Annotated in this window: 15 protein-coding genes and 1 tRNA gene; 5 read left to right on the forward strand and 11 right to left on the reverse strand. The window is 41.8% G+C overall.

The window, feature by feature from the left end:
* The 7 genes from AN394_RS05550 to xerD all read right to left on the reverse strand — a co-directional run bounded on the left by AN394_RS05550 (nt 1) and on the right by xerD (nt 6,936).
* Nucleotides 1–89, reverse strand: a tRNA-Ser gene (locus tag AN394_RS05550).
* Nucleotides 90–201: 112 nt separating this feature from the next.
* The gene (locus AN394_RS05555) at nt 202–399 is read right to left on the reverse strand and encodes a hypothetical protein (RefSeq protein WP_055020963.1); all 198 of its coding nucleotides are present in this window, start codon (nt 397–399) and stop codon (nt 202–204) included.
* A 252-nt stretch (nt 400–651) separates the two neighbouring features.
* On the reverse strand, nt 652–2,187 hold the full coding sequence (lysS, locus tag AN394_RS05560; protein WP_054560811.1) for a lysine--tRNA ligase: 1,536 nt from the start codon (nt 2,185–2,187) through the stop codon (nt 652–654).
* A 26-nt stretch (nt 2,188–2,213) separates the two neighbouring features.
* Nucleotides 2,214–3,312, reverse strand: a protein-coding gene (gene prfB / locus AN394_RS05565; RefSeq protein ID WP_105181232.1) for a peptide chain release factor 2 whose coding sequence is annotated in 2 segments (ribosomal slippage) — nt 2,214–3,236 and nt 3,238–3,312 — 1,098 coding nt in all. Because the reading frame shifts where the segments join, the coding sequence is not laid out codon by codon here.
* A 143-nt stretch (nt 3,313–3,455) separates the two neighbouring features.
* On the reverse strand, nt 3,456–5,177 hold the full coding sequence (gene recJ / locus AN394_RS05570; RefSeq protein WP_055020964.1) for a single-stranded-DNA-specific exonuclease RecJ: 1,722 nt from the start codon (nt 5,175–5,177) through the stop codon (nt 3,456–3,458).
* 77 nt (nt 5,178–5,254) lie between these two features.
* A complete protein-coding gene (dsbC, locus tag AN394_RS05575; RefSeq protein ID WP_054560813.1) occupies nt 5,255–5,989 on the reverse strand; it encodes a bifunctional protein-disulfide isomerase/oxidoreductase DsbC in 735 nt (244 codons plus the stop codon).
* Between the two features lie 59 nt (nt 5,990–6,048).
* Nucleotides 6,049–6,936 (reverse strand): site-specific tyrosine recombinase XerD, encoded by an 888-nt coding sequence (xerD, locus tag AN394_RS05580; protein WP_408003009.1) that lies wholly within the window; start codon nt 6,934–6,936, stop codon nt 6,049–6,051.
* A gap of 128 nt (nt 6,937–7,064) precedes the next feature.
* Here xerD and fldB point away from each other — a divergent pair, with 128 nt between their 5' ends.
* Entirely contained in the window at nt 7,065–7,586 is a 522-nt protein-coding gene (fldB, locus tag AN394_RS05585) for a flavodoxin FldB (protein ID WP_054560815.1), read from the forward strand.
* Nucleotides 7,587–7,629: 43 nt separating this feature from the next.
* Here fldB and AN394_RS05590 read toward each other — a convergent pair whose 3' ends face one another.
* A complete protein-coding gene (locus tag AN394_RS05590) occupies nt 7,630–8,058 on the reverse strand; it encodes a DUF2147 domain-containing protein (protein ID WP_055020966.1) in 429 nt (142 codons plus the stop codon).
* A gap of 104 nt (nt 8,059–8,162) precedes the next feature.
* Between AN394_RS05590 and AN394_RS05595 the strand changes: the two genes are divergently transcribed.
* Both AN394_RS05595 and AN394_RS05600 read left to right on the forward strand, forming a co-directional pair.
* Nucleotides 8,163–8,597 (forward strand): hypothetical protein, encoded by a 435-nt coding sequence (locus AN394_RS05595; protein ID WP_054560817.1) that lies wholly within the window; start codon nt 8,163–8,165, stop codon nt 8,595–8,597.
* A gap of 57 nt (nt 8,598–8,654) precedes the next feature.
* Complete coding sequence (locus tag AN394_RS05600) at nt 8,655–9,338, forward strand: hypothetical protein (protein ID WP_054560818.1); 684 nt, start codon at nt 8,655–8,657, stop codon at nt 9,336–9,338.
* A 3-nt stretch (nt 9,339–9,341) separates the two neighbouring features.
* Here AN394_RS05600 and AN394_RS05605 read toward each other — a convergent pair whose 3' ends face one another.
* Nucleotides 9,342–10,040: a tRNA1(Val) (adenine(37)-N6)-methyltransferase gene (locus tag AN394_RS05605; RefSeq protein ID WP_055020967.1), complete on the reverse strand. Its 699-nt coding sequence runs from the start codon at nt 10,038–10,040 to the stop codon at nt 9,342–9,344.
* Between the two features lie 76 nt (nt 10,041–10,116).
* Here AN394_RS05605 and srmB point away from each other — a divergent pair, with 76 nt between their 5' ends.
* Together srmB and AN394_RS05615 are read left to right on the forward strand one after the other, a co-directional pair.
* Nucleotides 10,117–11,349 (forward strand): ATP-dependent RNA helicase SrmB, encoded by a 1,233-nt coding sequence (srmB, locus tag AN394_RS05610; RefSeq protein WP_054560820.1) that lies wholly within the window; start codon nt 10,117–10,119, stop codon nt 11,347–11,349.
* 217 nt (nt 11,350–11,566) lie between these two features.
* Nucleotides 11,567–11,905 (forward strand): BON domain-containing protein, encoded by a 339-nt coding sequence (locus tag AN394_RS05615; protein WP_054560821.1) that lies wholly within the window; start codon nt 11,567–11,569, stop codon nt 11,903–11,905.
* A 27-nt stretch (nt 11,906–11,932) separates the two neighbouring features.
* Here the strand turns inward: AN394_RS05615 and AN394_RS05620 are convergent, their stop codons facing one another.
* Nucleotides 11,933–12,865, reverse strand: a complete 933-nt coding sequence (locus AN394_RS05620; protein WP_055020968.1) for a hypothetical protein — start codon at nt 12,863–12,865, stop codon at nt 11,933–11,935.
* Between the two features lie 50 nt (nt 12,866–12,915).
* The gene (gene radA, locus AN394_RS05625; protein ID WP_054560823.1) at nt 12,916–14,301 is read right to left on the reverse strand and encodes a DNA repair protein RadA; all 1,386 of its coding nucleotides are present in this window, start codon (nt 14,299–14,301) and stop codon (nt 12,916–12,918) included.
* Nucleotides 14,302–14,610: the final 309 nt, after the last annotated feature.

Below are 14,610 nucleotides of genomic sequence, written 5' to 3' on the forward strand. Positions count from 1 at the left end.
GGAGAAGGAGGGATTCGAACCCTCGATAGAGCTACAAACCCTATACTCCCTTAGCAGGGGAGCGCCTTCGGCCACTCGGCCACCTCTCCGTCTTGTGGGGCGTATAATAAAGATTTCAGGAAATATGTCAAACACTTTTCAAGGAAAATCGCATAGATGGTTATAGATTGTCCATAACGAGCCAAAACAGCTTGTTTTTGTTTATCCTTTCGCCGTTTTTTCTTTATCACTCAACGGCTCAAGACCCGTCAATGGGATCAGTTCATCAGTTAACTCTGCGAGGTATTGATCTTGATAACCCAATTGTTGAAATTCGGCTATGCAAGCACGATAAAAATCTTCACGTTGATGCTCGCTTTTGTTCGTATCTGTAGGCAACGGCGAAGGCTTTTTAGTCATTATTATTAAGTCCATTTATACATTGAACGAGAATTGCGCAATGATGTCATATCTTGGCTAAAAATAATACTATTGGCCTTTGTATTTGTAGAAAAATTTTACAACTTAGTAACTTTGTTGGAAGACTAATTCAGTATTTCTTTTTAGATCAGCTAATTACAATTGAGTATTAAAATTGAGAGCAATAAAAATCAGAAATTTCTGATAACAAAAACGCCGCTAAAAAGCGGCGTTTTCAAGACTTTTAGATGATTAATCAGCTTGAGGACGCATGTGTGGGAATAGGATCACGTCTTTAATTGTTGGTGAGTCAGTAAATAACATCACTAAACGATCGATACCAATACCCTCACCCGCTGTTGGTGGTAAGCCGTATTCTAATGCACGGATATAGTCATCATCGTAGTGCATCGCTTCATCATCACCTGCGTCTTTCTCTTCAACTTGACGAGTAAAGCGCTCTGCTTGGTCTTGTGCATCGTTAAGCTCAGAGAAGCCATTTGCTAATTCACGGCCGCCAACGAAGAATTCGAAGCGGTCAGTTACAAACGGGTTTTCATCGTTACGACGTGCAAGTGGTGACACTTCCCACGGGTAAGCGGTAATGAAAGTTGGTTGAATTAGCTTATGCTCAGCTGTCTCTTCGAAGATTTCACATAAGAATTTACCCGGGCCCCATACACAGTTTTCTGGGATCTTAACGTGTACTTGCTTCGCGTACGCTTTAAGCTCTTCAAAATGGTTTTCAGGGTCATTAAATACCGCAGCATCAAAGTCTGGGTTGTACTTAAGGATTGCTTCGCTCATTGTTAAACGAGTAAACGGTTGACCAAAATCGTACTCTACTGAATCAACCACTTCACCGTTTTCATCTTTCGTTGTGTTTACAACAATTGGTGAACCAAGTACGTCTGTCGCAACAGTACGTAACATGTCTTCAGTAATGTTCATCAGGTCAATGTAGTCAGCGTATGCTTGGTAGAATTCGATCATCGTGAATTCTGGGTTATGACGCGTTGATAAACCTTCGTTACGGAAGTTACGGTTGATTTCAAATACACGCTCAAAGCCACCCACAACTAAACGTTTTAAGTAAAGTTCAGGGGCAATACGTAAATACATGTCGATATCAAGTGCATTGTGGTGTGTTACGAATGGACGAGCAGACGCACCACCTGGGATCACTTGTAGCATCGGTGTTTCAACTTCCATGAAATCACGATCTGCTAAGAAACGACGGATACCTTCAACAACTTTTGAGCGAATACGGAAGGTTTCACGTGTCGCTTCATTAGTAATTAAATCAACATAACGTTGACGATATTTAGTTTCTTGATCAGATAAACCATGGAATTTTTCAGGTAACGGACGTAATGACTTTGTCAGTAACTCGTACTCTGTCATTTCTACGTATAGGTCACCTTTACCTGACTTATTAAGTGCGCCTTTAACACCGATGATGTCACCGATATCAAGTTGACCATATTTTGCTTTTAATTCTTTTTGTACGTCTTTTGATGCGTACGCTTGAATTTGACCTTTCATGTCTTGTAACGCAAGGAAAGGACCACGTTTTGCAAGAATACGACCTGCAACTGATACAACGTGTTGCTCAGCAACTAATTCTTCTTTCGATTTATCACCAAACTCAGCTTGCAAATCAGCCGTGTAATGTTCACGACGGAATTGGTTTGGATGACCGTTGGCTGGGCAATTTTCGCGGATTGCGTCTAATTTGCCACGACGCTCAGCGATTAACTTATTTTCGTCTTGGATTTGATCAGTCATTTTTTAGCTCTTTTTTAGCTTGGTGGTTATAGGCCAGATTTAAGGCTGGCTTCAATAAATTTATCTAAGTCGCCGTCAAGAACCGCTTGTGTATTACGGTTTTCAACGCCTGTACGTAAGTCTTTAATGCGCGAGTCATCAAGTACGTATGAACGAATTTGACTACCCCAGCCAATATCAGATTTAGCATCTTCTTGGCTTTGTTTCTCAGCATTTTGCTTTTGAATTTCAAGCTCAAACAATTTCGCTTTTAACTGCTTCATTGCTTGGTCTTTATTCTTGTGCTGTGAACGCTCATTTTGGCACTGTACAACAGTGTTAGTTGGTATATGAGTAATACGAACCGCAGATTCTGTTGTATTTACGTGCTGACCACCGGCGCCTGAAGCGCGGTAAACGTCAATACGTAAGTCTGCCGGATTAATATCAATTTCGATATTATCGTCGATTTCTGGGTAAACGAATGCCGATGCAAACGAGGTATGACGACGACCACTTGAGTCGAACGGGCTCTTACGCACTAAACGGTGAACACCTGTTTCTGTACGTAACCAACCGTAAGCATATTCGCCAACAAAGCGCACTGTTGCGCCTTTGATACCAGCCACATCACCATCAGTTGCTTCAACCAGTTCAACTTTAAAGCCTTTTGCTTCACCCCAACGTAAATACATACGCAGTAGCATGTTGCACCAGTCTTGGGCTTCGGTACCGCCAGAACCTGATTGTAAATCAAGGTAAGCATCGTTTTGGTCATGATCGCCTGAGAACATACGACGGAACTCTAGCTTTTCAAGCTGTGCGTTTAAATCGCCTAATTCAGCTTCGGCTTCTGCGAAGGTTTCTTCATCTTCTGCTTCAACAGCAAGCTCGACTAAACCTTCAACATCTTCGGTACCTGACACTAGATTATCGATGGTCTCAACGATAGCTTCGAGTGCCGACTTTTCACGGCCAAGTGCTTGAGCTCGCTCTGGCTCATTCCACACTGCTGAATCTTCAAGTTCTGCGTTAACTTCTTCTAACCGCTCTTTCTTAAGAGGGTAGTCAAAGGTACCCCCGAAGCAGTTCAGTACGTTCGCGAATTTCCTTGATTTGATTAATCACAGGATTCACTTCAAACATGTACATTACTCCAAAATGGCTGATTTACCGCGCACCGATATCGACAATAAATACGGTAAATTATCTACAAATATTAAAAACGCCCGATTTTAACAAAAAACCGAGCGTTTTATTAGCCTTTTATGTCGATTATAACGATATTTTTATGTCGCTTTTTGTAGCTCTCGAATAATCAACTGTAACGAGAATTTACCACGGAATTCATTTATATCGAGTTGATAAGCAGCTTTCACATAACGCACTTCGGTATCTGGCCATGCACGCACATCAACACCAAATGCAATACCGTCAACTAATCGTCCTGATTGATGTTTTAAAACCAGTTTTAAGTGTTTTTCACCGACAATGCGCTGCTGTATTACCTCAAACACATGCTCAAACACTGGCTCTGGAAATTGCTGTCCCCAGGGGCCGGCATTTTTTAGTAAGTTGGCAAACTCCATCGAAAAGCACTCATTAGGTAATTCACCGTCGGTAAGTAAAATACTTTGCTTATGCTCTTCAGTGAGTGTGTCTGTCACCATTTGCTCAAACACGGATTTAAACTCAGTAAAACTTTGCTCATTGATACTCAGCCCGGCCGCCATAGCATGGCCACCAAATTTACTGATCAAATGCGGATAGAGTGTATTTACTCGCTCGAGTAAATCACGCATATGCAGCCCTTCAATAGAGCGGCAAGAGCCTTTTATTTCGCCGTTATCGCCCGCTGCGAAAATAATCGTCGGGCGGTGATACTTTTCTTTTAAGCGACCAGCCAAAATACCAATCACACCTTGGTGCCAATCAGCTTGGTATAAACAAATGGCATCAGGCACTGACTCAGTTTTAAACGCTAAACGGTCAAGCACCGCCTGTGCTTCAGTTTGCATGCCCTGCTCTATTTCACGGCGCTCGTGATTGAGGATGTCGAGCTCACCGGCAATTCGACGTGCTTGATTTATATCGCTTGATAACAAACAGGCTATACCTAAACTCATATCATCAAGACGCCCTGCTGCATTTAAGCGTGGTGCCAATGAAAAGCCAAAGTCACTGGCACTTAAACGGGCAGCATTACGATTTGCCACTTCGATTAGGGCACTGATACCTGGGCGTGTTTTACCACTGCGAATACGTGCTAAACCTTGATGCACTAAGGTTCGGTTATTGGCATCAAGAGCGACCACATCGGCAACGGTACCAAGGGCTACAATATCAAGTAACTCAGCCAAATTTGGCATTGGATTATGCTGAAAATACCCTTGTTCACGTAAGTGGCTACGTAAAGCAATGAGCAGATAAAATGCAACCCCAACGCCTGCTATCGATTTCGATGGAAACTGACAGTCATGGCGATTCGGATTCACGATGGCATCGGCATCTGGCAGGGCTTCACCTTGTAAATGGTGATCAGTTACCAGCACCTTAATTCCTGCTTGCTTTACAATGGCAATGCCATCGATACATGAAATACCGTTATCAACAGTGATCACAAGCTCGGGTTGCATAGTCACTATTTGCTCAGCAAGCGCAGGACTTAAGCCATAACCTAGGCTGAATCTGTCAGGTACCAAGTAATCAAGATTCTTTAAGCCAAACATCGCAAGACCTTGCATTAAGGTTGCTGTGCTGGTTGCACCATCGGCATCAAAGTCACCGACGATTAACACGCGACTTTGAGCCGCGAGCGCTTGTTGCAATAGCACCACAGCTTTGTCGATATCTTTAAACAACTTAAAGTCATGTAATGTCGCAGCGCTATTATCGAGTTCGGTGGCACTTTGCACCTGTCGAGTCGCATATATTTGCTTAATTACAGGGTGTAAATGGTGTGGTAGATGCGAATCATCAACATGAGGACGAGCTTGAATTATTTTTTCCATGTCGGAAATGGTACTTCTTTGCTTAATACAAATAAAAAAGGCCTACGACAAATAGGCCTTTTCGTTTAAAAAATCAGTTATGAAGATGTTTTTGGTAAGGCATCAAGCGCTTGGCTAATTTGCGCAGCTGATTGATAACCTGGGATCATGGTGCCATCTTCTAAAATAATTGCTGGAGTACCCGACATACCAAAGCTTTGACCTAGTTGGTAATGCTCAGCAATTGGTGCGTTACAACCAGGCACATCTGCAACTTCTGCACCCGCTTTTGCTTCTGTTAACGCTTCAGCAGGGTCTTTAGCACACCATACATTCATTAGATCTTGGTAACCTTTACCACGTAAACCACCACGTGGGAAAGCAAGGTATTTAACCGTGATACCCGCATCTAAGAAATCATCAAGTTCACGGTGTAACTTACGGCAGTAACCACAGGTAATATCGGTAAAGACTGTGATTGAATGCTTTTCGTTTTTCGCTTTGTAAACGATCATTGAGTCTTCGTATTCAGCAATGCCTTCTTTACGTACATCGCTCAGTGCATGCTCTGTTAGGTTAACTCGGTTATTAAGGTCAATCAGTGTTCCTTGCATTAGAAATTGACCGTCTGGGCTTGCGTAAAGTACACCCTTATCAGTAATTAGTTCTTTAAGGCCTGCCACTGGGCTTGGGTTAATTTGCTTAACGGTTACGCCTAATTCAGCAAACTTAGCAATAATAGGGGCATCAGCAGCGTCTGTTGTTGATACGCCATTGGCAAACACATTTAAGCTTGTGCCTAGTAGTGCTGTGGCTAAAACTAACTTTTTCATAAATATCCTATATCCTGATCATTTTTCATATAGACCGGTACATCTTTAAAAATCTTGCACTAAGCACGTGGATGATGTTGCTCGTGTACCGACTTCAATCTTTCATTCGCTACATGGGTATATATTTGTGTTGTTGATAAGTCACTGTGACCTAACATCATTTGCACGACTCTAAGGTCCGCCCCATGATTAAGCAAATGCGTTGCAAACGCGTGTCTAAGCGTATGCGGTGATAACGGCGATTCAACTGATGCCAAAATAGCATAGTGTTTGATGCGATGCCAAAAAGTTTGTCGTGTCATCCCAATCCCGCGCTTAGATGGGAACACAAAGTCAGTGGCATGTTTAATCATTTGCGAACGACCCACTTTTAAGAACTGCTCAAGCCAGTACATAGCTTCTTCGCCCAGAGGAACTAAACGCTCTTTGTTACCCTTACCTTTTACAAAGACCACCGCTTGGCGCAAATTAATTTGCTCCATTCTGAGCCCCACCAGCTCTGTAACACGAAGCCCTGTGGCATATAACAGCTCAAGCATGGCTTTATCGCGAAGCCCCATAGGCTCTTCTATGTCTGGGGCTGCAAGCAGAGCTTCGACTTCGGCTTCTGACAGCGTTTTTGGTAATGACTGCCCAGCTTTTGGTTGAGCAATATTGACCATCGGCGAATCGGCAATGGCTTTTTCGCGTACAAAATACTGATAAAAACGCTTAAGCGCACTGATGCTTCGCGCTGTGCTGCGCGACTTTAGCCCTAAATCAACACGGTATGCTAAATACGCTTCAATGTCATCAGAGCGAACAGCTAGTAGGTCTTTATCTTTTAAAAATTGGCAAAACTTTTCAAGGTCACTGCGATAAGCAGCGAGTGTATTTTCGCTGACCCCCTGCTCAAGATACAGCGTATCTAAAAATAACTCTAAATGTTCGGCGTTATTTGCTGTTATTACACCTTTTTGGGCTTGTGAATTATTATCAGCCACGCGTACTCTCATCCTTATCAAGGTATCAATTGATTATACCTTACGGTAAACTTACGCCTATCATATCAGGCAAATACACAGTGATAAATACGATGCAGATTGGTTTATTTTATGGTTCTACAACCTGCTACACAGAAATAGCGGCAGAGAAAATTCGCGATATTATTGGTCACGACATAGTGAGCCTTCACAATATCAAAGATGAGCCATTAAAAAATGCAGAGCAATTTGATTTCGTGATCTTCGGCATTTCAACTTGGGATTTTGGTGAGTTGCAAGAAGATTGGGAATCAATCTGGGACGACATTAGAGATGTTAACCTAAACGGCAAAACCGTGGCTCTGTTTGGTATGGGCGATCAACAAGGTTATGGTCAGTGGTTCCAAGATGCGCTTGGCATGTTACACGATGAAATTTGTGATCAAAGCATTACCTTGTTAGGCAAATGGCCTAACGATGCAAGTTATGAATTTGAGGCTTCAAAAGCACTCACTGAAGATGGCAAACAATTTGTTGGCTTAGCCCTTGATGAAGACAGTCAATACGAGCTTAGTGATGAACGTATCGCAAGCTGGGTTGAACAAATCATGACTGAGTACAGCGAAAGCTTGTAAGTCATGAATAAAAAAGCCAAGCATCGCTTGGCTTTTTTAATGGTTATTCAACACGTTGCCAATATTGATTACGATAGAAGAATGCAATATATCCGCGTACTTCAAGCACCTTACCTTGTTCTTGTGGGGTCAGTTTAAGGGTATAGGTTTTACCATTGTTTGGGTCTAGAATTTCACCCTCTTGCCAGCTACCATCGCCAGCATCTGTAGCGCCTTCTATAATTTTTAACCCTAAAATAGGCTGATTTTTCTTATCACCTTTACACTCTTCGCAGATTGCGTCTTGCTTGGCTGGGTTAAGGATTTTTTCAACACTACCAACCAATACACCATCTTGCTCACTAATACGTACTAAAGATTTCGCTTCATTCGTTTCTTCGTCAATAGTTTTCCAAAGACCCACAGGCGTCAATGCAGCAAAACTCAACTGAGAAAATAATAAGGCAGATAAAACAATTGATAAACGGAACATAAAAAACTCGTATAAAACTTAAGACTTTGGCACTATATCAGGGCTTAACCAAACACACCATTTTGCTAAGCTCCGAAATCGACACAACATTGCGAGGGAACACAATGAGTCAATTCACATTAATTACCGGTGACATTGTCAGTTACGACAGTAATCAGGTAGCTACAATTAACGCCACGGGCGAAATAAAAATAAATCGCTTTGCTGAGCCATTATTTATTCCTGATAGCGCTAAAGCCGCCATTGAGCTGGGTCGGCTTGATGATAACTTGTTTAATTTAAAAAAGTTATTACGTTCAGGCTATGCCGACCCTTGCCCTACGACCCGCGTGCTAATTGAAACCACACATCCTTTACCTGAAATCAACGGCCTGCTGATAAAACGCCGCTTTAGCATTATTGACTTTTGCAGTGCCGAAATAGAAAAGTCGCACAGTAAAGCCGTGTTAGACGCCCTATTAGAGCTTGAATATGTGCAACAAATTCAGCTTGATGAAGTAATGCAATTACAGCCACCGGTACAATTTAAAAACCAATAAAGGTACAATAACTTATAAGTATGCTAATCAGCTCCTTCATTTGTAAAAGGAATAACAATGAAAAGTGCGCTACCTATAATGATTGCCGCAAGTATTTTGCTAACTGGTTGTGATGAATTAGAAGTTGAAGAAACTCATAACTTTGGCGATGAAATGTATGAGAACAATTACACACTCGTAAATACCACTGATTTAGAAGTGGACTATTACATGGCAAACACTGACCTGTTTGGTGATGCTCAAGAAGTTAAAGACTCTCAATACTATGTTGACACGCTTGCATCGCAATCACTTCCCGTTGATGTAACACATGCTCACAATGAACGTAGCCGTATTTCATTTTATGTAGTCGATCACAGCGACATAAGTAACTCAGCCACACAGATGTATCAGGTAGAGCAAAATCAACCTTATCATTTTGTGGCTTGGCAAAATGAAGAAAAGCTTCGTTTAACTCTAGTAAAAAAAGCTAATGATGATAAAGATGACTTTTTTGCTATACGTATTCTCGCAACTGAAAACCTTCGCTTAAAAATCGAAAATCAAATCGTCAATTTATATCAAAATCAATTAAGTTACTGGTACCACATTGATGACTGCGCTGATGATTTAAAAGTATCAAAGCTCAATGATGAAGATAAGCGAGTTTATGAACCTGTCTCAATCTGCAACGCATCATATGGGCAGTCATACACTTTACTTTTAAGTGAAGATGGCCTTGAAGCAAGCATTGCTGAATAACGATTACATCTTTAGGTAAAAAGCTTTACAGAGCTCTTTATAATCTTGGCTATAGCTGCCATCAGCTGCATGTATGGTTAACGATGATGTATCACATTCGCCGTTGTTTTGGCTGAGTAACAACAAGCTGCGACTTGGTTGTTTTTTCTCGGTTGTACGTACCAAGCAATGGCGATTTAAGTACCAGCCTGCCTGCTCAGCTACCGCAATGAATTGTTTTGCTTCTACGCAAGGCAAAATCACATTCAAAAGCGTTTTGCCGTGGCTAAGCCTAGTACACGCTTCTATCAATTCGCTGAAGCTAAGGCCGTCAGTATGGCGGGCAGTATTTCGAGCATCATTTTCACCTTTTAGGCTCTCATTAAAATACGGTGGATTGGTGATGATCGCATCAAAAGGCTCTGCTGCGCTAAACGACTGTACAGCCCCTTCGAAAAGGTTTATATCAGGCCATGGGCTAGCCGCAAAGTTTTCTCGAGCATCATTACAGGCACCCGCGTCAATTTCTATGGCACTTACTTTTGCTTCAGGCGCTCTTTGTTTTGCCATTAGCGCCAACAGCCCTGTGCCTGTGCCAATATCTAAAATGCCCTTAGCACCACTCACATCAGCCCACGCCCCTAACAAAATACCGTCGGTCGACACTTTCATCGCAGTGCGTGTTTGCGTTACTGTAAATTGTTTAAACACAAAGCCTGACATTTTTTCACCTTTTCATTCACCACAGCCGCGTTAACGCGTATAATTAGGCTCAATTGTCCTCTATTTATGTCACTCTATGCAATTTTCTGAATTTGATATCGATAACAAGCTGTTAAATGCCATTAATAAAATGGGTTTTGATACGCCAACCAGTATTCAACAACAAGCGATCCCTGAAGCTCTTCAAGGTCGTGATATTTTGGCATCAGCCCCTACTGGTACGGGTAAAACAGCCGCGTTTTTGATCCCTGCAATTCAATACTTGCTTGATTTCCCACGTCGCGATCCTGGCTTTGCGCGCGTATTGATCATGACACCAACCCGTGAGCTTGCTTATCAAATTCATGAGCAATGTGAATTACTCGCCGCACAAACTCATCTTAAAATTGGGGTTGTAACAGGTGGTATAAACTACGGGACACACAGAGAAATTTTCGAAAGCAATAACGATATTCTCATTGCCACACCAGGGCGTTTAATGGAGTACCTTGAAACAGAGAACTTCCATGCTGAAAACGTTGAAATGCTTATTCTTGATGAAGCTGACCGCATGCTAGACATGGGCTTTCGTAAAGAAATGCTACGTATTTGTGATGAAGCACGTAACCGTCGCCAATGTTTCTTATTCTCAGCGACCCTTGAAGGTGACAGCGTTGAGTTATTTGCAGAGCGTATCTTAAACGACCCTGCACTGCTTGAAGCCGAATCTTCACGCAAAGAGAAAGGCAAAATCCATCAATGGGTTCACCTTGCGGATGACTACGACCACAAGCTAAAAATGTTGGTTGAAACGTTAAATGGTGACGACATTCATAAAGCAATTGTGTTTGTTAAAACCCGTGAGCGCTTAGAAACATTAGTTGGTGAGCTAAACAACGAAGGTCTTCGTGTAGCTTGGTTACGCGGCGAAATGCCACAAGACAAACGCATGAAAGCCATGGAAAACTTTCACTCTGGGCGTAATAATATCTTAGTTGCAACGGATGTTGCTGCTCGTGGTATTGATGTTGCTGATATCAGCCATGTTATCAACTTTGATATGCCTCGCACCGCAGACGTATACGTACACCGTATTGGACGTACTGGTCGTGCAGGTAAAAAAGGCATTGCGATTTCATTTATTGAAGCTCATGACGTAGCCATTGTTGGTAAAGTTGAGCGCTACATTGAGCAAAAGCTTAAACGCCGAGTAATTAAAGGGCTTGAGCCACAGCACAAAGAAGCGAAGATCCCCTCTAAAAAGAAAAAAGATCCAGTAAAAATAAAGGCCAAGAAAAAAGCCAAAGCTAAAGTGAAGAAGAAAAAGTAGCTTTATTACCCTTACTGAAAAAATGCCGAGCTTGCCTCGGCATTTTTGTACCCTACCCAATTTTACCTAACGAGTGTGTAATTAGTTCACACTTTATTACTCACCCATCCCGTCAAAAAAAATAAAACCAATTAAAATCATAAGCTTAAATATTGGAATAATAATTGTTACTGGTTCAGCAATAGTTCACAGCAGACTAGATTAACGAGGGAATTGTATGAGCCGCTTCAAATTAACCGTAGTACTTACATCATTAAGCTGTATTTTTTTACTTGCATGCGCAACGAACGTAAGCGCTAACACCAGCGTGCTAACAACAAGCACATCGGCGCAACCGCGCTTACAGCAAATGGCTTTGCAGAAATTAACTAGTAATCCGAACTTTCGAATTGAAAACCTACAAGTGATTGTTGAAGGTGAGACTGTTGAACTAAAAGGCATTGCAGAAACGGGCTTTCAACGTGCTTTAGCACAGAAGTTTTTAGAGCACAGCCAAGGTGTGATGCAGATAAAAAACAACCTTAAAGTGAGTAAGCTTAATCACACATCACTTTAAGGCTAGGTTTACAGGTGGGGCTTGAACTTATTCGCCACTTGCTTGTAGATTGATAAATTTTGCAAGCTCTTCTGGTTGACCCATCAGCATTTGAATTTGCTGATTAATCTCCATCATAGTCTTACCTTCTGGTAATTTAGCTGACACAGAAAAAGACGATAAACCATTCACAAAGTTACTAATCGCTGTTGCAAGTTCTTCGCTTACTGGCACTTGCTGTAATTGCATCGCAACGACTTGCTTAAATTGTTCATGCGTCATACCTTGCGCAGTTAAGAAGCTATCAACGACCGCTTTAAGCTCACCTTCATCAGCAATCGACATATTGATGCTACGTGGCTCTAACTGCGTGAGTGCTGCCATCATCTTTGATTGCTGTTGTAGCTGCTGCTCTAAAGTAAGCTGACCATCAGCTGCTTCATTTTGCATCTGGCTCACAGCGAGTGATGCTTCCATCAGCGCTGTGGTTTTAGCTAAACCAAGATTAAAGTTAACGTCAGCCACCTCATTTGCAGTCACTTTAAGAGCAAAGTCGCTGTCGCCTGAAGCTTTATTATAATCAAGCGATGAGTCAACGTTATAGCTTGTTGATGCTAGCTTGTTATTAGAGTTTTCTGGCAGCTGTGTTAAAAACTCATCGCTAAAACGAAAGTTTTTCATAACAAAGCCAGTGTGAGGCGGCACCGCATCTACTTCGTAACCCGACACATCAATGCTATCGATTGTTGCAACAGGCTCATTGCTTATGCTATTAGAAACAGTGATATCAGATAACTGCATGCTGCTATCAAAAATACTGGCTGAGATATCGCTGTATTTAATTTCTACACCGCTTTGGATTGATAGAGCACTAATTTGCTTATCAACTACCTTTTTCACTTCCTGTGTAGCTGCGTAATTAGCGTAAGCTACGCCACCGACAGCTGCAGCAACAACCGCTGCAATAATTAACTTCTTCATTTTATTTCCTTTAATTGGTGTAAATTTTTTATCAGTGTATCAAATTGTATTTAGTTTATTAACGACAATAGCTCATGCACGGTTTTCACTGGGGTGATCTTCGCACCAAGGCCTTCCATTGATTTATGGTAATTACGATATGGAATAAAGATCTCAGTAAAACCGTGTTGCGCAGCTTCTTTAACTCTAGGTACGCCGCTGTCGATTGGTCTTACATCACCATTTAAACTTAGCTCGCCCATAATACAAGTGGTACGTGGCACCACAAATTCGTTCAAGCTGCTTAATAACGCAGCCACCAGCGCTAAATCAATACAAGTCTCTGACTCATCGATTTTTAAACCACCAACAATATTAAAAAAGGTGTCGTGAAAGATTTTTGTTTTTGTATGCTTACGTAAAATGCCCGTCAGCATCTTGATGCGGTTCATATTTAGACCAACACATACTCTCTGCGGGAATTCAGCTTCGGTTTCTGTGGTTAAACATTGAATTTCAAGTAGTAAGTTGCGGTTACCTTTACGGATACAAGTGATAGCAGAGCCCGGAGATTCAGTACTAGAACCAGATAAAAAGATTTCACTTGGGTTATCAACGCTCAACATTCCGCGCTCACACATTCTAAAAATGCCCACAGTGTCGATATCGCCAAAGCGGTTTTTATTAGCACGCAGTGTTCTGACTTGGCCATCGTTAGTATCGATATGTAATAAAGCATCAACTATGTGCACGAGTGTTTGCGGCCCAGCAATTTCGTTATTTTTGTTTACATGAGCAATGATGAACATAGTGACATCATTTTGCTTACAGTATTGTGTTAGTGCCTGAGCTGCACTTTTTACCTGTGAGGGTGAACCAGGGCTACCATTTGCCGTTTCTGTTACCACGGCCTGAATTGAGTCAATCACCGCGAACTTAATTTTGTTTTTATCAAGCTCTTCAATGATGGCTTCAACACTGGTTTCAGACAGCAAGTAAAGCTCATCTTCGTTGTAATCTAAACGTAAGCGATTCACACGGTTTTTAAACTGCGATAAAGATTCTTCGGCTGTGCAGTATAAAGAAGGCATTAGCTTTGACATACGTGCGACTAAATCTGACAGCAAGGTGGTTTTACCGGCACCTGGGTCGCCAGAAATAATGTTAACAGAGCCAGTGGTTACGCCACCACTTAGTACTCTGTCTAGCTCACCTATTTCCGTGAGGCGTTTTTCGGCCTCAGTGGTCGCAACTTCATTGATTTTCTTTGAGCCACCGCTAGCGATACCGGCATAGCCTGCCACTGCCGCACGGCTTGCCGCTTGCTTCGATTGCCCCGCTGAAGGCTTAAATTCTGCCAGCGTATTCCACGCTCCACACTTACACTGACCTTGCCAGCGTTGATAGTTCATGCCGCACTCAGTGCAGACAAATTCGATTTTTGCTGATTTTGCCATTCGGCCTTACCTATTTTGGTCGCTGTTTTGTGACTATTTCTGTATTTTCAAGCATATAATAGCTAAAGTAAAACATATGACTCAGGTAATTAAACTAGAGTCACTTTTGTAGTCACAAAAGATAATATGCTGTAACTTGCCCCATGAAAAACGCTTAATCATGCTAAGTGCTTAATTAAGAAATGGTTAAGGGCACAGTTTTTGCTTACAAATAAAACTTTACAGTGCTTGCCATTTAATTGGCGAATACATATAACAATAACTAATAAAATAAAAAACTAGTTACACTGCTTTGGCTTTCAATAGCCC

This window comes from Pseudoalteromonas sp. P1-26 (assembly GCF_001401795.1).
Classification (GTDB): domain Bacteria; phylum Pseudomonadota; class Gammaproteobacteria; order Enterobacterales; family Alteromonadaceae; genus Pseudoalteromonas.